This window comes from Rania fehmarnensis (assembly GCF_056494185.1).
The window spans coordinates 6,813,697-6,840,409 of the sequence record NZ_CM151398.1 but is presented as its reverse complement, the minus strand read 5'-3'; the positions used below and the strand labels follow the sequence as shown (position 1 = coordinate 6,840,409).

At 54.1% G+C, this 26,713-nt stretch carries 2 protein-coding genes; both read left to right on the top strand.

The features are described 5' to 3' along the window. Positions 1-142: 142 nt before the first annotated feature. Positions 143-25,996: a right-handed parallel beta-helix repeat-containing protein gene (locus SH573x_RS23180; RefSeq protein ID WP_479350227.1), complete on the top strand. Its 25,854-nt coding sequence runs from the start codon at positions 143-145 to the stop codon at positions 25,994-25,996. Further along, the gene (locus tag SH573x_RS23175; protein WP_479350226.1) at positions 25,980-26,705 is read left to right on the top strand and encodes a hypothetical protein; all 726 of its coding nucleotides are present in this window, start codon (positions 25,980-25,982) and stop codon (positions 26,703-26,705) included. The genes SH573x_RS23180 and SH573x_RS23175 overlap by 17 nt, the downstream gene beginning before the upstream one ends. Positions 26,706-26,713: the final 8 nt, after the last annotated feature.

Here is a 26,713-nt window from a genome sequence, read left to right as displayed (position 1 = left end):
TGCGCCAAAGCCATCTTTCGAGAAAATCTTTTCCGCTTTGGTGGCTGTGCCGAATCGCTGGCTGGAATAGCTGCATAGCTCTTGTAATTCCGTTGCTGCCCGACAACGTAATACCCAGGATTCTCCTTGCATCGGCCTGACTATGAAAACTGCTCGCAGAAGCGCACGCAAATTGCCCAAGGTTCGCAGGCGTCAACTCCAAGTCGAACTGCTCGAAAAGCGACTGTTATTGGATTGCGATCCGATTGCTTCACCGCTGAATACGGCGCAACGGCAAGCTTTAATCAGCGGCATGAGGGATCTGGCCACCTGGACCTCTCAGCTGGCTTCCACTGGCCAGTTGAATTCTCCGCTAGCGGTGCTCGGCTCGTCGATGGGCCAGGTCGCCAACCCCGCCGACATGCTCAACTTGGGTATTATTGATGCCCTCAATGCAGCTACCGCGTCGGCTACCAACACGACCCAGTTCGTCGACGCGCTGCAGGGGCTCTCGCGCACCAGTGGCAATTTGACGATATCCGTCGATCCTGGCGTGACGGGCGGACTGGTTAGTTGCGCCTCGGCCAACGAACTGCAATTCACCTTCCAGTTCAGCATCGTTAAGCACACCGCCAGCCCGGTACAACTCGACTTTGGGCCTGAAGTCGCCGCGGCTGGGCTGAGCGTGGCAGGTCCGCTACCGACGCCGATTGACAGCCAGCTAGATTTTTCCTTGACCTTCGGCCTCGACTTAACGGCGGGGCTGACCAGTGATCAGTCCTTCTTCATGCGTCCGGCCAGCTTGTCGATTGGAACTGAGGTTGCCGCCAGCAACTTGTCCGCTCCCTCCAAGCTGGGCCTGCTGGCTACACAACTTGTCGGAGGATCGCTGGATCTCGATGCCGGCATCGATGTTTCGTTCACTAATCCGGATTTCGATCCGCTGGGTAATATTACGCTGGCCGAACTCAAGGCGCAGCCAGTTAGCGTCATCGCATTTCAGGGTGTGACCTCGGCCAGTCTGTCCGGCTCGTTGCCTGTTACGGCTACGCTGGGAACGCAAGTCTTCGACGCTGCGCTCCTGGGTTCGACTCCAACTCTCCAACTCAGCTCGAGCAATGTCTTCGCTGGCTCGGCGTTGGTGAAGGCGCAGGCCAACTCGAGCCTGGCTGAGTTGCAGAACTTCAATCATCTGACACCCTCTGGCTTGGTAACGGCCTTGGATCGTACTGGCCGCGCGATTGAGGAGATGGCCACGTCACTAGATGTGAATCCCGATCTCGGTGGCTATGGATACACTGCGGCCCAAGCCAGTCAGGTCGCCGATTTCACCAAGGCCTTTAGTCCTCTGCAGCGATCGTTGTACGATCCAGTGATTACCGCTTCGTCTCCGATGCGCGAGCAGTCGGGTTATAGCTTGATCAACAATGCTGTATTCACCATTAGGATTAACGATGTCGAGTCCCAAGATGTGACTATTGTGCGGGAGAGTCAAGGGTTTCAGGAAAACACCATCTCGTTCATTAATCGATCCTTGCCCACATCGATTCGTAGTCGGATCAACGCTTTTGGAACCACGGGAGTAGGCGGCAGCTACTTGAATTTTCGCGCGGTCGATCCGGCCATTACCAAACTGGAGATCTTGATCAGCGATCGCTCAAGCTCGATCACTTACAACTTGGGTTTTGAGCCAGGGCAAGTTAGTTTGCCCAGCTACAAGTTTGATACAGTTCAAGCCTTCGCGACGCAGTTTGCTGCCTTAACGAACTTAGTCAATATTGTGCCGGAGTATGACCTGGTCAATCATCGCCTGTCCTTCCGCACCAATGTACTGGGCAGTACGCAGAGTCAGACAGTGCCGTTGCAGTTCGACGCTGGCCTGGGCCCCCTGAATTATCTGAAACCATCGACCGCTACTTTTACTGCCACACCAACCTTTGACGGCCGTGTAGCGATCGATCTCGATGAACTGCCTACAGTGTTGACTGGCAGTGGCGATGCACCGGCGGATGGACGGTTATCTGGGCAGGCCCAATTTCAAATATCGCTCGATGGCGCTCTGCCAGTAACGGTGAGTGTAGTTCGTGATGTAAGTAATGTTTCACTGGATGACTTAGTTACCGATTTAAATGTCTCGATTGCACTGACTAGTTTGAAAGGTAAAGTGACGGCCGGTCGCACCGGGGCCAGATTAACTCTTGCGTCAGCCACTGGTACCGGAATGGTAGTTACGGCCGACGGAGCCAACCCCGCAGCCACGCAATTGTTTTTGGTGGGCACGGGCGCTGTTACTCAGTGGAACAAGAGTGTGCACATAGCCAGCGGCGCTCAAGTCCGCCTCAACGGACAGATCACGGCCGATAACTTAACCGGCGCGGCTAGTCTGGGAATCATGCCGCTCTCGCTAACGAGTGGATCACTGAACATTCTGACCGATACCAGCAGTAGTTCTGTGAACCTGCTGTCGCTAGAAGATTTTGCCGATGGCGCGGCCAGCGATTTTCTATTCGCTGCGCCTACGACTTCGCTGAGCGGCAACTTCGTTACCAGCGTGGACCCCGCGCTAGGTGTTAGCCCGTCCAGTCCAGCCAGCTTCACACTCGGCTTGAGTACCGCCAATCAATGGAGCACGCGACTGGTATCCAGTGCAGACGGACCTGCCAATGGTCAACTGCTGGATAGTGCACAACTGCAAATTACCTTAGGCAATGGAGCACCTGTTACGATCGAGGTGCCTGCCGACACCACGAACGCGTCGCTTGAGGATCTGGTTGCCGACATCAATTTTGCAATTGCGGCGACACGTTTGACCGGCAATGTTAGGGCGGTTCGCCAAGCGGATCGAATTGCGATCGAAGCCCTGGGTGCCTTTGCACTGGCGGTTGATGCACCGGCAGATTCGGTGGGCGATACGGTCTTGCATCTGCGTGGTCTGAGTGCGCCGGCGGCTATTGGGGCAACGCTCAATAGCGTCTTTCAAGAGAAGTTGCAGCCGCTGGTTGGGTTTAAGACCGAAGACTTCATTGCTGGCGTTGAAGAACTGGTAAAGCTGTTTGAAGAGGATAATCTACGACATTTGACAGCAGATATTCCTCTCTTGAACCAGAGCCTGGATGATGTGCTGGGTGTAAGTCAACGATTGAATAACTCGATTTTAGAGCTGCGTAGCAAATCTGGTTTAGCGTTGAAGACGGCGACTCAAGCGATTGCTGGAAATCTAAAGAATGCGATCATCGGCTTGCCCACGACCTTGCCTGCTGGGACCACCGACGATCTGAACGCCATCTATACCGTGCTGAAAGTTGCCGCCCAGAATGCCGAGCGCCCCGATGTACCATTCCAAGTCAATTTGGCCAGTGTCATCTTAGCGGCGATTGAGCCACTAACGGCGGCTATTGCCAAGGTGAATCGCCCGGGCGTCGATATGGTACCGCTGAACAACGCGCTCAATCAGCTGAAGGGCGTTACGCCTTCGCTGACGCAACTGGCCGATGTGTTTGGTTCTAGCCTGGGAGTGGGTAGCACGACCAAGACATTTACCAATGCGCAGCCGGGCGGATTCGAACAAGCATTGGTGGTGCGGACCAGCTGGGCTCCCAATACCACTCGCGCTATGCCGCTCAATACGATTAAGCTCCCGAATCTGGGGCCCATGAATTTTGATTCGTCGAGCGTAGTGAATCTGACAGCCGCTGGAGACTTCAAATTCGAGTTCGGCTTCAACTTCAGCGCCGGCAACTCATTTCTGCTCGACACAAGTCGCTTCAACGCGACCGCCTCACTTGCGTCGCCAGTAGCCTCATACCCTGCGACCATTGGTGGTGTGAACGCTACGCTCGGAAACCCCTCGCAGCCAGTCAATCAACGCATCCGCACCAGCAGCGGCAGTGCGCCCGCCACGCTAAATGTCTCCGTCAATCCAACATCGCATACAACCGACATCGGAAACATTCCCTTCAGTAGCGTCGCGTCAGCCCTGAACTATTCGGCCGTCAATGGAGTGCTCGACAATACCTATCCGGTTTATGTTTTGGGAAACCATCAAGGCAATGCGACGGTCAGTTGGAGCTTTCCGGGCGCTCTTCCACCGGCCGATCCCGTGATTGTACCGCCACCCTCGCTCAGCACTGTCCTCGAGAGCCTACCCTTCAACTTTAGTGTGCTGACCGATGGCATCGCGGTGTTCAACGAGGAACTGGAGAAGCTCGTCGAACGTCAGATTCTGGCAAACCTTCCTTTGGTTACCAACGACATCGACATACAAGATGGCTTTGTCAGCAAGCTAAACAATCTGCTGTTGCCTGCAGTCCAGGCGACGATCACAGAACATCCCGTCTATGACCAGGCCTTCCGTGAGGCGCTCTTTGAAAACCTAGAGGCTGCTTTGGGCAGCCTGATTGTGCCGGGTACTTTGAAAGTTGCACCTGGTGCCGTACCTGAGTTTCGTTTGCGCATTTCAGGTCATGATGTCTACCAGTCGGGACTGGATGTCGGATTGCCCGGTCTCAAGTTCCAAGTTAAGGATGGAGGAACGGTCAAGGTTGATTTGGACTTTGACCTGCTGCTGGGCTTTGGCTTGAGCAAGACGGAAGGCTTTTACTTTATCATCGACCATGACGTAGCAGATCCCGGTGCAGCCCAGTTTAAGTTAGACGTGGCTGCGGAACTGGACAAGGCTTCAACGTTTCAGTCTGAGCTGTTTGAGTTAAAGGTATCCGGAAGTCCGAAACTCGATGAGAGCGGTAATAGTCTTACCCGGTTTGGTACATCTCGGATTGATGTCAAGTTAGTCGATCCCGACAATCGTCTGACTATCGATCAGATCGACACTTCCCGGTTCTTGAATGAATTTGACATTCGCTATGGAGTCGGCGGAGCACTCTCCCAAATTAACATTCACTTGAAAGCCAACGATGGCGGTTCATCGTTTGGTGATCGGGATCTCCCAGGCATTGCCACCGATTTGGTAGTCACCCAGCAGTTCGGTGCGGGCTCATCGCTGTTGACCGACAGTGCCAAACCGCGAGTAGAACTCAAGAACATCGGGCTGAGCCTGGGATCGACTTTCGCCAAGATTGTCCAGCCCATCGTCAGCAAGGTCGACCAGTTCATTGCAACCTTCAAACCGTCGTTGTTGGCGTTGGATAAAGAAGTACCCATCATCTCGGCTTTGAGAAAGAAAGCTGGCGGTGAGCGACTGACTTGGATCGAAGCCATTGCCGAGTTCGACGAGGACTTGCGGCCAGTGGCCAAGATCATGCAGAATGCCATCGACATCATCAAGACCCTGGACCAATTGAGCTCAACGGTCAAAAGTTTCATTAACAATGGCAGTGTGATCGTCTTCGGAGACTATGTCTTCAATCCCGACTTCGATCTGAGAACGGAACACGCCGACGGATTGGATCCCAGCGATGAAAGCGTGGGACACTTCGTTCCCAACTCTGCTTTTGCGAGCACTTTTGATGGCACGATCTCGCCCTATATTCGCAGTCTCGACGAAGCCGCCGGGGAATTCTTAAGCGTAGATTTGCACGAAGACGGTTTTCGATTCCCGATCTTTGAAAACCCCAAGAACATGTTGCCGCTGTTGTTCGGCCGCGATATTACCTTCGTGACCTGGGACCTGCCAAAGTTTTCTGCCAAACTAAAATCACCAGAGATTTACATAGGTACGATTCCGGTTGGACCGGTGCCAGTCAGTTTGCATGTCGGCATGCTGTTTCAAGTCAGCGCTTCAATAAGCATGGGCTTCGATACGCGAGGCTTTCGTGATGGACATGATTTTGCCGATGGATTCTTCTTTAAAGACAATGGGCGTTCAGGTCCACCAGTGTTTTCAATTGGCGCTGGCGTGTATGCCAATGCAGCCGCTGGAATTCCTTTCGTAGCCAACGTCGGTATACAGGGCGAGCTAACGGCCAATCTGACGGGCCGCTGGAACAATCGCGACTATGACGACAAGTATCACTTGGATGAAATGCTGGATAACTTGTCAGTAGGTCCGCATTGCCTGGTCAATCTCGGAGGCTCGATCGAAGCCCAATTGTTCTTCTACATCAGTGCCTTATTGTATAGCACCACGATTCCCATCACGCCACGGATAACGCTCTTCGATTTTGGCATCTTCTCTTGCTCACCGTTGGCGGCAACTGAACCTAATTTGGCTCACGTCGTTACGACGCCCGGCACGGAGATGGACTTTGAAAACAACGCGCTAGCCCCCAACACGCTGGTGTTGCATGCTGGCCCGCTAGCCACCCTGCGCGGGCCAGGACAAACCGATACTGGCGAACGTTTTCAGGTCTTCCAAGAATCACCTGGCGTGTTCTCCGTAGCGGCGTTCGGACTAACCAAGAAATTTGGTTCTGCAGAAAACCCAGTGACCAGCATTTACGTCGATGCGGGTCAAGGTGCCAACTTCATCACGATTGATGAGAGCGTAACTGTTCCCGCTACGATTGTCGGTGGTGCCGGGGCCGATACGCTGCGCGGTGGTAGTGGCCGAAATCGTATCGTGGGCCGAGGCGGTCAAGATACTTTGATGGGTGGCGATGACGTCGACACGATCATCATTGGCATAGGCAAAGCGGAAGTTTATGGAGGCTCAGGTGATGACTTGATTACGGCGCTGGGTGGATCGAACTATATCGATGGCGAAGACGGCATCGATACGATCCGCGGTGGCCCGGACCAGGACACCATCTTCGGTGGTCGAGGTGACGACTTCATCTACGGCGGTGGTGGATATGACCGCCTCTTTGGTGAGCAGGGCAATGACCGGATCTTTGGCGAAGGCAGCCACGGAGTATATATCGAAGGCGGCCCAGGCAATAACGTTATCACTGGCAGCCCGGGCAATGACAAAATTTATGCCAGCACACCCAATGCCCTACCGGGAGTGTCTGGAGTAAACATAGTCTACGCCGAAGCAGGCAATGATGAAGTTTGGGGTGGGTCCGATAACACCACCACGATCTATGGCGGATCGGGTGACGATCACATCTATGGTGGCGAAGTCGGGGATTTGATCTTTGCTGGTTCTGGTGTCGATGTGATCCGGGGCTACGGTGGCAACGATACGATTTTTGCCGATTCAGGATCCAATACGATTTTCGGCGGCACCGGCGACGATTTGATTTATGGCAGCAGCGGCGCAACCTCGCGGCCATCCAACTGGCCCAGCCAAACACCTCCCCATTTTGATCCGACGTTCGCCAACAGCGGCTCCGACCTCATTTTGGGTGAAGCCGGCAATGACACGATCTACGCGGGTGTCGGTGGCGGAACTATAGATGGCGGTGCCAATGGCGACTTCATCTATGGCGGCAGCGGCAATCAAACTCTGCGCGGCGGTAACGGTGACGACATCATCTACACGGGCGATGGCAATCAAGTTCTCTCGGGAGATTCGGGCAACGATTTACTAGAACAATACACGACCGCTTCGCAAACGCTTACCGATACCACCCTTTTCGGTAGAGGCAATCATAGTTTCACGACCTTCGAACGCGTACGTTTGGTCGATACTTCGCCAGTAGGTGGCGCCGAATTCGATATTGGTGGCTATCGAGGCACGGCCACGCTGGTGGGTTCCATTGCAGGCAACGATACCGTAAGAGCCATCGTGGATGCCGATGTCATTTTGACCGATGGCAATCTGCGAACTTCGCTGGACGGTAGCTTTCTCCTGCAGAATATTACGCGCGCAACCCTGGGTGGGATCGAACTGGATAATGCGTTCGACGTTTCGCACTGGAGCGGTAGCGGTACGATCGTTGGAGGTAGCGGCATCGATCGAGTAGTCAGCCTGGCGGATGTCGATATGACACTGACTGATACGCTACTGACCCGCACTTCCGGGGCACCGATCGGCCTATCCAATATCAAGGCGGCTACTCTGGCCGGTGGAGCCAGTGATAACAGTCTCGATGCGTCCGGTTTTAGTGGGGCTGTATGGCTGTATGGAGGCAATGGCAACGATACCTTGCGCGGGGGCAGCGGCCATGATTACTTGGATGGAGGACTCGGAAGCGATCATCTATTTGGCGGTGCTGGCGATGACATCATCGTGGCTATTCAGGGCAGCGGCGCAACCATCGCTGCAGGCGCGGGTGACGACGTTGTCTATGGCAGTGCATTGAACGATTCGATCATGGGCGAGGCAGGCCGCGATCGCATCTATGGTCGCGGTGGCGATGACATCATATCTGGTGGTGCAGGTGATGACATCATCGTTGGTGGCGCCGGCAACGATCAGCTGAGCGGCGACCTGGGCAGCGATGTAATTGTAGGTGGTGCGGATAACGATACGCTCTACGCCTACACCTCGACTGGAGTCGGTGATGACGGAGCGGTGAACTATCTATACGGCGACTTTGGAACCGCGGGCGATGAACCGGGGATCGGTAACGATACCCTGATGGCAGGCAGCGGCAGCGATTTGAGCTTCGGTGAAGGTGGAGTCAATTCTTATAGTGGAGGCGGTTCAGGTGCCGTTACCCACGATGGCCGGGCCGCCGGTTTGCGTCCGACCACGCCGCCAGCCGAACCACCTGTTCCAGCACCGACCGCTTGGCCTCCCGTGTTAGCCGGACAACTCACTACTTTTGTCGACGGCGTCACTACGACCGGACGTTGGACAGAGCTGATGGGCTCAGCCAGTGGGCGTGGAATCAGCAATTCACCAGCGACTGCTCAATCACCAGCGCTGGTGATCGGCGATGCTGGTCCTTATGTGGCATGGATTGATGGGAGGATTGGTTCACCGCAAGTTTATGTCGCGCTCAATACCATCGCAGGTTGGCGAGAATTGGCCGGCAGCGCTCATGAAGGTGGCATCAGTCTGTTACCTGGTGCTGCCAATTCCAGCGCAGAAAAGCCAGCGATTGCAGTAGATGCAAGTAGCCAGCCCATCGTCGCTTGGACACAAGTAGTTGGCGCTAATCGCAATATATTTGTGGCCCGCTATGATGTGCTGGCCAACTCGGGCAATGGTGGTTGGGTGTCCCTGGGCAACTCGCTCAGCGTTGGTGGCATCAGTGGTACCGGTCGCGCTGAAGATGCCGCGATTGTGATGACCGCTGCTGGACCAGTGGTGGCCTGGCTGGAAACGACCGGCGGAATCAAGAATGTCTATGCCAAACGTTTCGATGGCACCAACTGGGTCGCTTTGGGTTCGACGGGCGCTAGTGGCAGCGGCATCTCCGCTTCTGCCAGCAGTGTTAACGAATTCGCGATTGCTGCGCAGCAAAATGGAGTTAGCATTGCCTGGACACAATCGCTAGGTGGTCGCAGTCAGATCTATGCCCGCACACTGGTGGGCAACAGTTGGAATGCCATCGGTTCGTCGACCAGTGGCAGTGGAATAAGTGGTACCGCAGGTAATGCCAACAAGCCCAGCTTGGCTTACGCGGGCATCGACCTCTTCGCAGCCTGGCAAGACACGAGCAGTGGGGTGAGCGAGATCTATGCCGCCAGGTTTGATGGAGCCAGTTGGACGGATGCTGGAGAACGGTCTCGCTCTGCAGGTGGTGTCTCAAATACGGGCGGTAGTGCTACTTCTCCTAAGTTGGCAGCCGTGGGCGATGACATCTCCCTGGTTTGGCAAGATGACCGACACGCAGCCGGCACAGGTAACTCAACTGCGCTGTATATCAAACGCTGGAGAGTCAATCAGTTCGTCGAAGAACTGCCTGGTGATGCCCGCGATCGCGGCTTGACATCGCTGGTTGGCTCCCCTGGAACCCACGCGGTCGCCATGGATGCTGCCGGTCATCCGATGGTGGTATGGAGCGATACTGCTTCGGGCAAGTCGGAGATCTACTTGCAAGCCAACAAGTTTGACCTCGGTACCATTCACTATGTGAATGATGCAGACACCACTGCGGAAAGCGTGGCTGTCAATTCATTTAGTACCTTGCCTGGCCAAGATTCCAACGATGGTTTGACACCGCAATCTGCCAAACGCACTCTGCAAGCCGTTATCAACGATGCTGCTCGTCCTCTGAGTGTGGGAGATGTGATTCTAGTCGACGCTGGATCCTATACAGGCGCTACGTTCAGCGGCGCGGCTAGCAATGGCATTTTGCTATTGGGGTCCACCGATGAACCCGCCATTCTGACCGGCCCTGTGAATGTTAACAATGTCTCTAACCTGGCTATCACGGGAGTTCGCAGTTTGTCTGGAATTCGCGTTACCGGTGGTAATCTGGTGACCGTACAGGGCAGCGAGTTCTTTAACGCGGGAATCACCTTGTCAGCTGGTTCCAAGTTGATGGTTGTCGGCAACCAATTCATCAACGCTTCGACGGGCATTGCGTTGGTCAATAACACCTCCGACGCAGCCATAATCGGCAACACGCTGCGCGGTGGCGCTCGCGGCATCGCTCTGCAGCCCGGCAGCACTATCAATGCGACGACGGGGGTCTTGATCCGCCAGAATCAAACGTCAGGTACCAACTGGGGCCTGTCGATTGAAACTGCTGGTCAAGGCAGAATTGAAAACAATCGCTTCGAGAACGCCACAACGGCTATCAACCTGCCGTCGTCTTTTTCCGGCCTCATCACCGATAACCAGGCGATCTACTCACAGACTGGCGTCTACTATGCAGCCGCCAACTTGCTCGATGCCAACTTGATCTATGGAAATGCAACTGGTATTCGAACGATCGTCAATTCCGCCACGACCGGTTTGGGCTACTTTGGTTCTACTCGCCCCAATCGCGTCGTGAAGAATAACACTGGAATTGTATTGCAGAATGCACTCGTTCAGAATCAATATCTAGCATTCAATACCAGTGGTATTGTCGGCACGGGCAACGTGGCACCACTGTCGCTGGAACTAGCCAATCAGATCAATCGCAGCGTTGTCGCCATCGACGTTACGGGTACGATTACCAATAACCGCTTGAGTCGCAACCAAACGGGTATCAAGTCCAAGAGCGGTCAACTGATCACCCACAATGAACTGACCGATAACCTGTTGGGGATCGACGTAACCAGCATCAACGATGCGCGGATCTTCAGCAATACGCTGGTGACAAAGCTTGGCACTAACATACGCGTAACCGGCGCATCCCGGCAGACAGAAATCCGCAGCAACCTGTTGTGGACTGACGATGGCTACAACATTTACGTAGCCGATGACAGCACAACCGGATTTTTCAGCGACTACAACTCGCTGATCGCGGGGCCCGACGGCAAGCTGGTCTACTGGACCAAAGATTTTGTCGACATCCTGGATTGGCAAGAGGATGTCTATCAATTCGATTTGCATTCCACTGGTACCACGGTGGTTGATCCCACTAACGCCCAGCCGCGTTTTGTAGCTCGCTGGCTGAATGATTTACGGGTCTTTGATCAAACGGCCCAGCTACGGTTTACCAGTCCTTCGCTGGATGTAGCGGATCCGCGCAGCGATCAGGGGCGTGCAGCTACATTTATTAATCTGCTTAGCAATCCGAGCTTTGAATCTGGACTCGACGATTGGACGGTGACGCCCAGCGCAGCTACCGCCACGGCCAATCCGCCAGCCTACGACGGCAGCAGTTATTTTACGGCCGCTTCCAATCCCACAACTTCGCTCGAGCAGACAGTGGATTTGATCACCAGTGGTTATGTGCCCGCCGATATTGACGCGCTGAAGTATGCCGTCACTTATGGGGCGCGCGTACGTTCAGCCGCTGAAGATTTGAAAGACCTGGGCAAATTGACGGTGACGTTCGTGGATCAAAACGGCACCACGATTGGTACACCCCAAGTTATCCAGTCCAGCAACGTTAGCGATCGCTGGGAACTGATTGGCGACAGGTCGTACCTGCCGGGTGGTACGCGAAAAATACGCTTCCGCGTCGATGCAGTCAGGCAGACCGGTTCAACCAACGATGTCTATGTCGATCATGCATTCATATCGCTCCTGTCACGCTCTGCAGGCGTCGATGCTGGGCAACAGGGCAATACCGCCAATGACGTTGATACCGCACCGCATTTACGTTTGACAACGCCCGATCTATACAAGGATTGGGAACGCAACAAGCCGATCGATATTCGCTGGGATAGCTTCGGCAATACGCTAGGCTCGCCGGTTTCGATCGATCTGCTGCAGGACACTGCGAGCGGACCACAACTCGTAACGCACATCACCACCGGAACTGTGGATGATGGTGTGTTTACTTGGATTGCCGCCAACAGTGGAATCGAATTCGGCACCCGCGGACTGCGCATCGATATTTCGCTGGCCGCCAATCCCACGGTGCGCGATCGTAGTAGTGAATCTTTTACCGTCCCAGAAGATACGACCACGTACTTTGTTAACGATCCGTCGATCACCGGTGGTGAGTTCACGAGCGTGCCAGGCAACAATCGTAATACGGGCAAGGCAGCATCCGCTCCCAAGCCCTACCCCAACAACGTCTTGCGCATCTATTCGCTGAGCGCGAATGATACCTTGTCTGTGGATACGGGAACCTATCCCCTGCTCTATCCACTTTCCGTGTCCAACATTCTTGGCCTGGGCGACGACGAAGGTTTTATCTTTCAGGGAGCCGTTGAGCATACCACGACCTTTGCCCATGCCAATCCATTTACATCGGCACCCATGTTGGAGCTGAACGACGCGGACTTCATCACTCTCAACAACTTGACTTTATCGGGGGGCACGATCGGTCTGTACGTTCGCAACTCCAGCCAAGGATTGAACGCAGATCGCGTGCGAGTACAGAACTCGACGCAACGCGGCGTTTTGATTGATACTGGTTCATCCGCTCAAGTGCTGAAGCGCCTCGATGTTGATGGTAGTGCGGGGCCGGGATTCAAGATGGTGGGCTCGCTGGTTAGCTTGCAAGATAGTCAATTTCGCAACAATCGTGGCATTGGCTTGGAGTTGCAGGAAACGGGTGCTACAGCCATTGAAGGTAACGAAATCAGCAACAATCGGGGTAACGGCGCTTATGGGGTTTCGATCAGCAATTCAGGTGGTCCAGCCACCTTATTCGGTTCGCCCACGCTCACACCTGGACGCGGTAATGTCGTGCACGATAACTCGCTAGGCATCGTCGCAACTGGAGTTGTACAAGTCGTTGGTAACACCGTGTTCAATCACGTCGGCAACAATGTTTACGGCATTGTCTTATCTTCGGGGTCAACCGCGACTCGCAATGTGGTTTACGACAACACCTTCGGCATCTACACCAACACCGGAGCGGTTACTGAGAACCGCATCTATCACAACGCGCAGGCTGGCATCTCCGTCGATGGCAGTCCTACAATCCAGCGCAATATCATTTATAGCAACGCTATGGGGATTCGAGGCGGCTTCGCCTTTGGAGGCACTATCACTGGCAATATCATTTATGCCAACAGCGATTCCGCGATTTATCTCAGCCGGGCAGCGTACTATAACGGTACGACAAACACGAACATCATCAGTAACACGATCTACCAAACGACGGGCGATGGTGTACGTGTCAATGATTCTTCCCGCAATGTAAGTCTGCGCAACAATATCATCTGGGTAAACGCCGGTTTTGCCCTGAATGTCGCAGCCGATTCGCAAGCAGGTTTTCGCAGTGACTATAACGACTTGTATGCCACGGGCAGTGGTGCGATCGCTTTCTGGCAAGGCATCGCACGGCCAACCCTCGGTGTGTGGCGAACTACTGCTTTCACCGATGCCAATAGTCTGAGTGTCGATCCCAAGTTCGTGAATGTTACCGGTGCTGATGGGGTATTGGGCTACTCAACGCTCACTAGCGACGGTCGGGATGATGACTTCCATTTGCAGAGCCAATATGGCAGCTTCCATAGCATCGCCTTTGCGCCGGTCGCTACCCTCAGTGGTACCGGCGCACCGGTCATGTTGACCGCCGTCGGCAATCCGGTGCTCGACGCAACTACTTCGGCTCTGTTGGATCGTGGCGATTCGGCGGATAGCTTTGCGGGCGAGCCCAAACCGGACGGTTCGTACATCAACATCGGAGCATACGGAGGGACTTCGCAGGCTTCCATCAGTCCGGCTGAGTATGTGACCGTGACCAATCCCGACGGCGGTGAAGTCTGGCCTCAGGATCAAACATTCGCCATCAAGTGGCGTTCGCAGAAGATCATTCCTCCAGGCTATGCCCTGTCGTTCGATGGTGCCAATGACATCGTTAGTATTGGCAATTTGGGCGCGCGACCAACGCAGGGGACGATTGAGTTCTGGATGAACCCGAGCGTGATGGAGAGTTATCGCAACATCCTGACCACCGGTCCCTATACGATCGGTGGCGCTGGCAACCAGGCGATTCGGTTCGAAGAAATCGGCGGACAACTTTACGCCATACTTGGCAGTGATTCAGCCAACGACAACGTCGGATACGCGGGTTACAATTTAACGCCTTCGGGTTCGATACCGATCAATACCTGGACCCACATCGCACTCACTTGGGATTCCGTCGCCGGTACGGTGGTAGGTTATCGCGACGGTGTGGAAGTGTTCAATACGGCCAATCCGTATTGGCCCAGCCAGTTTGGCAATGTTACCCTGGGGGTCGGCTGGTCACCTAGTCGCCCGTATAAAGGCCAACTGGACGAAGTCCGCTTTTGGAATACACAACGCTCGGCCGCTCAGATTCAGAGCAGCATGTCCGCCACCTTGCAGGGCAATGAAGCTGGTTTGACGAACTACTTCACGATGGACGAGGGCTCGGGAACAACGATTGCCAACAGAGTCAGTGGTGGTCCGGCTGGTGTGCTGGGTGGCGGCAACGCTAGTGCTCAACCGACCTGGGTGGACCGGCCGTATGCATCTACTGTGACGTTCACCATCGACTTGATGCAAAGCGACAGTCAAACACCGGTGCTCACTATTACCAACACGGCCGCCGATACGGGACAGTACGTATGGACTGTGCCCAGTTCGATCCCTGAAGCTGATGACTATTTCATTCGCGTCACTCGCAACGATAGTTCCGCAGTTCAGGACACCAGCGATGCTCCGTTTTCGATTCTTCAACCAATCAACATCTACTACGTCAACGACGGTTTGGTTGAATCCGGGGACACGACCACGGCTGCCGGCGACAATGCCAACACAGGTCTAAGTGCGGATCAGCCCAAGGCTTCGATCAGTGCGGTGCTGGCGGCGTATGAAATGAAACCAGGCGATACCATTCTGGTCGATGCTGGGACCTACACGTTATCGACGGCCTTGATTCTGACGGCTGCCGAGAAAGGCATCCGGATCGAAGGCTACTACAATGAGGCTTATCCAACGCGTTCGACAGTGATCGACAGAGCCAACAACTCGTTCAATGCGATCGAGCTGCAAAATGCAGACGACATAACGCTAGATCGTCTGACGTTTAGGAATGCATACCACGCGGTCTACGCAGCCAACGGCTCTGATAGCGATCGACTCACCGTTTCCAATAGCTACTTTGTAAACAACTTCTATTCGGGCTTGTATATTGATCAGTCCAATGATTTTCTGAGTGTGCTCAATAACAACTTCAATATCGGAACGATGTATTACGCCACGCTGTCGTACGGCAGCGATGCGGTGATTAGCTCTAATCGCTTCTTCAACAATGGGTTTTATAGTACGGGAGAAGTGCGCGGACCACGCTCAACGATTGTTAATAACGATTTTTCAAACCTGCGTAACGGGTTGTCGGTCAGTAATCTATCAGGTGCGGCCAGCGATCGCATCGTCGTTCAGGACAATCGGTACACCAATATGCGGGAGTGGGCCATCGCCACTGGCCCGTCGACTACGCTCGTAATTAACAATGACATCACCGGAGCCGGAACAGGCATTACTGGTGCCGGTGTATATCGAAATAATCTGATCCGCGATGGCGGCTCAGGAATCTCTGCCAGTACAGGTTCGATCGTAGAAGGCAATCGTATCTATCACAACGCTAGCTACGGTTTGCTGCTCTACGGCGATGCGGCCAATAGCAACAACAAGATCTACGACAACAATATCGGCATCTACACGGACCTTGGCTACTCTGGGGTAGTCAATAACAACTTTCTGGTAAATAACACGAGCGCAGGCATCCTCGTCGCCGGCACGGGCTACTACGGTGGCGTGCCCAATATTACTCAGAACACGATCATTCAAGATTATGGTGACGCAATTCATGTTGTCGATGGCCGCGCACAAAACGTGCTGGTCAAGAACAACATCTTGCAAGTCAATCGTGGCTATGCCATTAACATCGATAGCGCTTCAGGTCGAGGCTTCCGCAGCGACTACAACGTTATCAACGTGACGGGTACTGGCAAGATCGGTCTGTGGGAGGGTGTTACCTTTACCAGCGCCGCCGACTGGTTTTATGACCTGGGATTTGATCAAAACAGCTACTTCGGTGATCCCCTATTCGAAGATCTAGATGGTCCCGATGACGTTTTGGGATTCAGTCGCGGTCGCGGACTGAGCGTCAGCTATTTTGCGAATAACTCGCTCAGCGGTGCACCTCTGTTGACTCGGTTGGATACCACGATCGGATTTAATGTCGGTGGCGGCAGTCCAGTCACAGGCTTGCCGGCTGACAATTTTAGCGTGCGTTATGAGGGGTACCTCTATGTTCCTACGGCAGGTAGTTACACGTTCTATGAAACATCCGACGATGGAATGCGTTTGTGGCTGAACGATTCTGCCGTGCCAGCGATTGACCAGTGGGACTTCGTCAACAACGTCGAGCGAACCTATTCGACAACCTTTGACGCCGTGGGCTGGATACCTTTCCGTATCGAATACCGTGAGACCATCGGGGCGGCCGCGCTGGCGTTTAACTGGTCTGGCCCCGGATTTACCAAACAAGCTATCTATGGTGAATATCTCAGTGCAGATTTGCTGGCCCTTTATGGCGATCATGGCCTGGACGATAGTTTCGCATTGCAGCCTAATTCGCCGGCCATTGATGCGGGTGATCCCAACGATCTGTATGTTTACGAACCGATGCCCAATGGGGGCCGTGTGAACGCTGGCAGCAGTGGGAACACGCGTCAAGCCGAAGTCAGTCCGCTGCAATCATTGCAGATTCTCAGTCCCAATGGCCTCGAAAAATTCGAACGCGGACAGACCGTGGCCATCAATCTGCGCAGCAATGGCCTGTTACCTGCCCAACCCACAATGTTACTCAACGGTGGCAATCAGCCCGTGGATGCTTGGGCAGCTGGATCAACATTCCAGGTCAGTGGTCTGGTTAGTTCAGTCAACAACGAATTCAATGGCGCGATTATCGACAGATCGGGCGTTGCCAGCCCGCCACCAGAACAAGTTTATCGAAGCTACTTGGGAAGCAACTATGGAGTGGGGGCTACGCTGCGGATGCAGTTGCCAGTGGAAGATGGCAGCTATGCGCTGCGATTGCATTTTATTGAAGGACAGTTGACCACAGCGGGCGGTCGATTGTTTGATATTAAAGTCAACGGTGTCACGGTTCAGACGGGATATGACATCTTCGCAGCAGCCGGTGGTCGGTTTAAGGTCGTGGCGTTATCACTCGATAACTTGACTGCCACATTAGGAGCGGGCTTAACTGTGGAGTTGGTATCGCGCACGGGTAGTTACCAGGCTCAGATAGCAGCTCTGGAACTTTTCACGCCCACGCCTCAAGGTACTGCTTCACCAACAGTAGGCCTCGATTACACCGCCGATGGCGGAGCAACCTGGCAGCCGATCAGTGGAGCCGAGGCGTTGACCCTGGATCGGTGGGGCAGGACGCAATTCAACTGGACTGTGCCCGATGAATTGCCTGAAGGCGGAAACTACTTGATCCGCGCTCGCAGCACGGCTACTACCGGCGAGATCACCGATACATCCAACGGTAAGTTCATCGTCGCCAATTCCGGCCATGATTATTACGTCAATGACAATCAACTATCAGGTGACGTCTTTACAACGGCCGTTGGCAGCAACTATGGCAGTGGCAAATCACCTGACCAACCACTGGCCTCGTTAACCGCCATGTTGAAGGCTTACACCTTCGAGCCGGGGGATGTCATCCACATCGACACCGGCAACTACATCGTCATCAAAACCATCGGACTTAGTTCCAATCACAGTGGCCTGCGCATTGAAGGGCCTACGACGGGTTCGGCAGTTTTGAATCGGAACAACATCAATTTCAATCTGTTTGAACTCAGCAATACCGACGATCTGACATTCGACCGTTTGACCATGCGTGGCGCCTATCACGCGATCTATGCAGCGTATGGATCTGATAGCGACCGCCTGACGGTTACCAACAGTTTATTCACCGCCAATCAGTACTCAGGCCTCTATATCGATCAGCTGAACGAGTTTTTAACCTTAGACCACAATACGTTCGATTTGGTTACAACCGGTTTTGGAACACTGCTGTATGGTGCTGATGCTGTCATCACCTCCAATATATACACTAGCGGTGGAGTCTATGGATCCGGTGAGGTTCGCGGACCTCGGTCATTGATCGCGGAGAACCAATTTACGAACCTGCGCAACGGCCTATCGATCAGCAATCTTTCAGCGGTTCCCAGCGATCGCATCGTGGTTCGCGACAACTCCTACAGCGACATGCGGGAGTGGGCGATAGCAACCAGTGCCAATACACTGGTCACTCGCAATTCAATCGTACGAGCTGGTACCGGTTTGACCGGCAGTGCCTACTTCTTGGAAAACACCATCCGCGATGGCGGTGATGGGATTGTAGGTGGATTTCAAGCCATCATCGAGAACAACCGCGTATTCCATAACCGTGGCGTCGGTGTTTACTTCACCAGCGACTCCGTGGGACGCAATAATCGTATTTATGACAACAACATTGGTGTCTATACAGACTTGGGCTATTCTGGAGTTGTCAGCCACAACTATATCTATAACAATCGCAGTTTCGGGGTCTTAATCGTAGGCACTGGCTACTACGGATCGATCCCAACAATCGCAAATAATACGATCATCCAGCCCACGGGAGACGCGATTCGCATCGTAGATGGACGTGGCTCCAACGTTGTAATCAAGAACAACATCATCCAAGTGGCTGAGGGCTTCGTCTACAATGTCGATGCAGATAGCAATCGGGGCTTCACAGCCGATTACAACCTGATTGACATTGTCGGCAATGGCAAGCTGGCTTATTGGGAGAACACGATCTTCACCGATCGTTATCAGTGGTTCTACGAAGTCGGCCAAGACCAAAATAGCATCTTTGATGATCCACAATTTGTCGATCTGGACGGCAGCGACGATGTGCTGGGATACGGTCAGGGACGTGGCTTGCTTGCGAGTTACTTTGACAATGCCAACCTGTCCGGCACGCCTGTGCTCACGCGCCGCGAAACAACCATTGGATTCAATTATGGTGGTGGCTCGCCGCTGGCGGTTATTCCATCCGACAACTTCAGCATTCGCTGGGAGGGTTACATCTATGTTCCTGCTGCGGGCAGCTACACGTTTTACGAATCATCCGATGACGGATTCCGGCTGTATCTAAACGGCTTGTCGACTCCCGCCATCGATCAGTGGAATTACGAGAATCAAGCGCAACGTACTTACACGACAACCTTTGACCAATCCGGTTGGGTTCCAATTCGGATGGAGTATCGAGAGCTGATCGGCAGCTCGTTACTTTTTTTCCAGTGGTCCGGACCTGGGTTTGGACGTCAAGAAGTCAATGGTGAGTATTTCAACAACGTACCCATCACTAATTCTGGCGATTTTGGACTGGACGACAACTTTGCCTTGCAATCGACTTCGCCGGCCATCGATGGCGGCCATCCACTGGATCCCTACTTCAATGAACCGATGCCCAATGGTGGACGAGTCAATATTGGTGGTAGTGCTAACTATGCCACTGCCGACTTGAGCACATCACAGATCGTGCAAGTTATCTCACCCAATGGCTTGGAAAAATACGAACAAGGCCAAACCGTTAATGTCAGCGTACACACAGCCGGCCTGGCCACCAGCCAACCATTGATGTACTTCAACGCTGGCCCGAACACTGTTTCCAACTGGCTTCCCGGCAGCACCTACACAACCGCCGGCGTGGTCAGCTCGACCAACACCGAACTCTCGTCAGCAGTCATCGATCGCACGGCTGTGTCCGATCCAGCTCCCGAGTCGCTCTATCGCACTTATATCTATAACAATGGTGTGGGTTCGAAGGTCGGGATGCAGTTGCCAGTGGTCGATGGCAACTATGCCATTCGCCTGCACTTCATCGAAGGCAGTCTCACCGCTCCCGGCGGACGGCGTTTCGACATCAAGATCAACGGCACGACCGTGTTGGCAAACTACGACATCTATGCTGCGGCCGGTGCGCGCTACAAAGCGGTCGCCGAGGAGTTCTCGAACCTGGTAGCCACATTGGGACAAGGCCTGTTAGTGGAGCTGGTGAGCTTAACGGGGACTGGACCGGTGTTGGCAGGTATCGAAATTCTGCGGGCGACACCAGCGGGCACAGCCGCACCGACAGTGGCACTCGAGTATTGGGACAGCGCTGATTCCAGTTGGACTCCAATTCCGGGCGCAAATGCTGTACCGCTGAATCGCTGGGGCGATGCCACGTTCGCGTGGAGTATACCCAGCGATCTAGCGCCAGGTTCGGACTATCGAATTCGGGCGGTCGCCACCACGACCAGTGGCACAATCAGCGACGACTCCAACCTCGATTTTCTGGTGACCAATAGTGGGAGCGACTATTTTGTCAGTCCTACTGGCGACAATCGCAATAGTGGCAAGCAAAGCGATCAACCAGTGCGGTCACTCTTTGGCCTGGTCAATTCCTATGATCTCGATGCGGGTGACATTGTTAATGTCTTGGGAGGTACGTATCGCACCTATCGCAATGTGGTGCTGACCTCCAACGATTCGGGCGCGACCTTCTACTCGGCCCCAGATAGTCCGGCGATCGTCAATCGCGGCAACATCAATAGCCGTCAACGCGCATTTGAACTGGCCGGGGCAACTGACATTACCCTCGATGGCTTGCGTTTGACCGGGGGTGAAACTGGGCTCTTGGCTATTGATAACAGCGATTCAGATCGCATCACGCTGCAGAATTCCTACTTCTTTGGCAATAGCCAGCAGGGGATTTACATTGGAGCTGGCAATGACAACTGGAACATACTCAACAACAAGATCTATGGTCTACCCGCTGGCACGACTGCCGACGATCAGCGGATGGGAATTTTCTACAACTACAATACGATCAGTCGGGCACAACTGATCTCCGGTAATGAGATTTATGACCACGCTGATACTGGTATCTATGGGATCACTTACGATTCGATCGTGACGGAAAACGATATTCATGGCAATCGCTTCGGCATCTATTCCCAGTTCCAAATTGGGGCTAACGTTCCACGGTTGCAAATCGTAGGTAACCGTGTTCGTGACAATCAAGACTGGGGTATCTATGCCAACTCTAATCAATCCCGGGCAATCTTGGTGTCCGACAATGACATCTATGGTCAGTCGGGAGCCGGTGATGTAGCCGTCTATGCTTATGGAGGAACCGAAGTCGTCGGCAATCGCATCTTCAACAACTACTACGGATTACGCAGCCATTCGCACGATCTGAATCCTCCTACGACGGTAATCAACAATCGTTTCTTTGGAAACAGCTTTATCGCCATCCAGGTTGATGGTTCCGTTCAAGTGGAAGCCAACTACGTCTATTCCAACTCGATCGGCATCAATACGACAGGCAATTATTGGGGCACGGTTGGTCGCAATTTGATCTATGCCAATACCAATCGCGGTATCTCGATTCAGAACAGTGCCACCGGTGAGGTCGGTGCCAAGTTTCTGAACAATACGATCTATCAGCAAGTTGGCGATGGCATTCGTCTGGACGGATCGACTCGCAACAATGTGATTTCCAACAACATTGTGTGGGTTTTGTCTGGGTATGCTTTATATGTAGAGAATGACAGTCAAGCGGGACTGCGAAGCGACTACAACTTGCTGACCGCGGGCACAGACCCCAATTCCAATGTCGCCTATTGGGGCGGCGCTGCCCGGAAAACACTAGCCGATTTTCAAGCCGCGTCGGGTCGAGATTTGAATAGCGTCTCGAGCTTACCTGGCTTTGTGGATATCGATGGTGCCGACAATGTCCTGGGTTATGTGACTACATCCAGTGGCAACATTGATGGCGGACTGGACGATAACTTCTATCGCGTGCGCAACTCGCCCGCCATCGATCGCGCATCGACCTGGATCGCGACGCGCACCGACATCGAGAACTTTGGCCGCTACGATGACCCAGGCACCGTTGATGCGGGTGGGCCTCGCTATGCACAGGGATCTCAAGCACCGACAGTTTATGGACCAGCTTCTCTTGGAGTTGCGCAAGGGTGGCACGCGGATGATGCAGCCTGGCTACTCACCTTGCCATTCACATTCAGCTTCGCCGATGCAGACTGGTCGAGCGTGTACGTTTCGTCCAACGGTCTACTGCAGTTTGGCAGTTCTACCGGCGCGGAAAGTCCGGATAACAGCACGGCCCTGCTGAACCAGGCTCCGAGAATTGCGCCGTTGTGGGACGATCTGACGACGCTGGGTGCAGATGATGATGTCTTTGTAGATACGTCGGTAGCCGATCAAGTGACCATTCGTTGGAATGCAACATCAAAGTCAACGGGTGGCAATGTACAGTTCGCCGTTATGCTGCACAGGGACGGCACGTACCGCTACCACTACGGCAACGCCAATACTGGTTTGACTCCGACGATCGGTGCCGGCTCGCCAAATATGACTGCCACGTATGTGTCAAGTTACGACAGTCGCACTTCGCTCGACAGTTTGAATTCGTTGTCGATCGCTCGGGTCGCCCCGGTAAGTGGTCAGTGGGCCTCGTCGGTGGTGGCCTTTAGTTCGCAGTTTTCAACCGGCAATTGGAGCGCGGCCCAAGTGCTGGGCGCGCCCAATACACCTGGCTATGGTGACTATCCAACTTCATGGGCCTCCGCCAACCAGAACGGCACAACGGAGTTCATCACCGTGGCCTACGCCAATCCCGTCTGGGCCACCGGCGTCACCATTCGTGAAACTCTCGGCAATGGCTTTGTGACCCGGGTTGATTTGTTGGATATCGACGGACAGTATCACACAGCTTGGACCGGAGTAGACCCAAGTACACCTGGGGCGGCTCAAGATTTCGCCATCGATTTCGAACAGACGAGCTACCTGGTTCGCGGTGTCAAAGTCTACGTCAATACGAACACATCGTCGGGTTGGGAAGAAATCGATGCTATCCAACTGAGAGGCCTGATCGGTCTGCAATACAACGAGACCGTGACCACGACCGCCAGTTTTTATAACTACCAGACTCAAGGGGTCGCGCAAAACTGGCGCGATGACGAAAACGTCTGGCAATTGAACTTGCCGTATAGTTTTCCATTCTACGGAGCCAACTATACAACCGCGTACGTCAGCAGCAACGGATTTGTTCAGTTTGGTGTTAACACCAATGCCTGGCAAGGTAGTAACTCGACTAGTGGTCTGTTGCAGTATCCGCGAATCGCTCCGCTGTGGGATGATCTGACGACCGCAGGCGTTGGCGATAACATTTTTGTAGATAATTCAACTCCTGGTGCAACAACGATACGCTGGAATGCGACCAACAAGGCTGATGGCAGTGATGTGCAGATGGCCTTGACTCTGGGTGCAGATGGCCGCATTTGGATGCATTATGGTCCCGGCAACAAGAATCTGACTCCAACCGCCGGCATCTCGAGAGGTGATGGCATTGATTACGAGTTGGTTGTCGGCATCAACGGTGTAGCTAACTTGCCAGGCGTTCAAACGGTCACCTATCCAACCATTCCAGGCTTTTACGATATCGGTGCCTATGAGTTTCGTGGTAACAGTAACGACGCGGTTTCGCCCACGGTGGTTGGCTCGTCACCTGCCATCGTTCATGCAACCGGTGTCACGACGCTAGGGCTATCGAGTCTCGCTTTGGAGTTTAGCGAAGAGATCAATCCGATCGATGCCCGCTCGCCTGCGGCTTACGAACTGCGCGGGGCCGGAGCTAACAACCTATTCGATGACTCCGATGACATCGTTTATCCGCTGCGTCCACAGTATTCGCCGGGACAGAACAGCGTTCAGTTAGCTATCGGCTCGCTTGACGGCGGAGCGGGGTCAGCGACTCTGCCTACAGGGCGTTATCGCGTGACGGTATTGGGGACGGCCAGTACGTCCATATTTGACCTGTCGGGCAATCGCTTTGATGGCGATGCCGATGGCGGTGCGGGCGGCAACTATGTGCGAACCTTCAAGGTCATCAGCAATGCAGCTCCGCAACTCTTTGGTGCTAACCCACTGCCAACGATCAAGAACAATATCACCGATGCGCTAAATACTGGTATCACGGTGGCGGACTTGATTGCCAGCCAAATTGTCGACAGCGATGGCCCGTCGCAGGGCATTGCCGTGGTCAGTGCCGGGACGCTTTCGGGCTCGTGGCAATATGCACTCGATGGCACGACCTTTGTGGCCATCGCGCCACAATTGACCGATGGTCGGCGGTTGTTGTTGGCTGCTGATGCCGATACTCGAATTCGTTTTGTGCCCAACCCGGGATCTTCTGGGTTGATAACAGATCTGATGATTCAAGCTTGGGACCAGGCCGATGAATTGCCGGAAGGGACGAGTATTGCCCCCGCTTCGCTCTCGGCCAATTCATTTAGCCTCGATACTTATCCAGTGGCGATTCAGGTCCAAGCGCCTCAACCCCCGAGCATCTCGGCCCAATCGTCTACAGTTACCGGCAATGTGCTCAGTCCACTGGCTAACAGCGGTTTGTATAGCGGCGAAGATCTGGAATCCATAACTCTGGCAGCCTCGTTGGGAACGGTCGTCAAGCACGTCGATGGTACCTGGAGCTGGAGCTATACTCCTCAAACGCGCCTCGAAAATCTGGAGGTAACCATCACCGCGACCGATGCCGATGGTCAATCCAGCGTTAGTTTTACGGTCAACGCGCAAGTAACCGTGAGCGGTGGATATGTCTTCTATAAGGGCTCGGCCTACGGCGCGGCCATTGACACGCAGAAGGTCGTGGTACAGTCGGGCGCTACGCCGCGCACGCTAAGCGCTGCCAACTTGATCAATGCGTCGCGAGGTCTGAATGGACTACTGTTCGACATTCCTGGGCTTTCAAGTAGTTCGCTGACGAGCGATGATTTTGTCTTCCGCATGAGTCCCACAGGCTACTTCAACGAAGCGGCCAATCCGCCCAGCAGTTGGGCCAGTGCACCTGCTCCCACGGCGATCGACGTAACAGCAGGCAGCGCCGGCACCGCGGCGCGATTGAAACTGGAGTGGACAGATGGTGCCATCGCCAATCGCTGGTTGCAGATCATCGTGCGAGCCAATCCCAATACCGGGCTGACAACACCGGCGGTTCTCTATGTGGGACATCTCAAGGGCGAGATCAACGGACAAATAGTGGCTGGTGCCTACATCGTTTCCAATGCCGACCTGGCCATGTTGCCACCGATTGGCGGCGGACCGGTGACGGTAACTTCTGCGCGCGATGTCAACAAGGATGGCTTTGTGCTCAACTCCGATGGGGTTGAAGTGCGCTCTGCAATTATCGCTTCTTTGGTATTGCGCAACATTACGATACCGGTCGCAGGCTCGGCCGCCGAAGGAGCGCCGACTCCGACTAGCGCAGGTGGCAGCAGTCGTTTGCGTTCGCGCTTCGCCGGTGGTGCAGGCTCGCCGTTGATTCCAAGCGTGTCTACTTCGGCTGTGCCAGCGCCGCCACCAACGTCGTCTGCCTGGCAAGCCGCCGAGGTGTTTAATACGCCGGAGCAGTTGAAGCTGGCAGTTCAGTCGCCAGGCATGGACAACGTAAATACTCAGGCGTCCACAGCAGTCGCAGACAGCGGATCAGCATTGTCGAAGGTGAGCTCATCCAATTCCGATGGACTGGGAACGCCGATCGATACGAATGCCAAGCCAGGCGTAAACCACATTGATGATTTCTTCTCGAACTACTGGGGCAACATTGATGACGACCGGAAGTAACGCATGGTGGCTGACGTTAGCGTGTTGTATGGGGGTGGTGAATTTTCTGAGCGCGGGTTCTGCCAACGGCGATTGCATACTCACGCTCGAGCAAGTTACACCCGGTGCAATTTATGTTGACTCGGAGCAGTTGTTTCGCGTGTCGATTCGGTCCAATGCTGGACCACTTGCCGATGTTGCGGGCATTGACTTCATCATCAGCGCCAACGATCCAGCGGCAGTTGGTGATGTGACCGAGGGTGGTCAGTTCATTTCGGGCACCAATGAACTCTTTCCCATCGCCAACTACAGTTTGCCCTTTCCATCGTCCGTGTTGGTCTTCACCAGCGTGGGCGATAGTGTGGGTATCACGACTTCCGATCAGACGCTGGCCTATTTTACGTTGAGCACGATGGGTGCACTGCCGGGTACCTACGACATGCAGTTGCTCAGCTCGCTCGTGATCCGTGACATGTTTGACACATATACTGTGCTGCCAGGCAACCCGAGCGGCATTTTGCAGTACACCATAGTGCCAGTGCCCGAACCAAGTTTTGCTCTGCTGTGGTTGTTATTGAGCGGGGGCGCCATGAAGTTGGGTCGACGAAGAGCGCCTACTGCGTGTCCAGTACCGCGCGAACTTCAGCTGCTAGCAGATAACCCAATTTCAGACGCAGTGTCTTCTCTGCGATCCTCTGCGTCTCTGCGTTTTAAATCAAGAACCCTCTAACCGTCCGC

Coding starts and splice junctions, on each gene's coding strand:
- SH573x_RS23175 (WP_479350226.1), top strand. CDS start 25,980: ATGACGACCGGAAGTAACGCATGGTGGCTGACGTTAGCGTGTTGTATG.
- SH573x_RS23180 (WP_479350227.1), top strand. CDS start 143: ATGAAAACTGCTCGCAGAAGCGCACGCAAATTGCCCAAGGTTCGCAGG.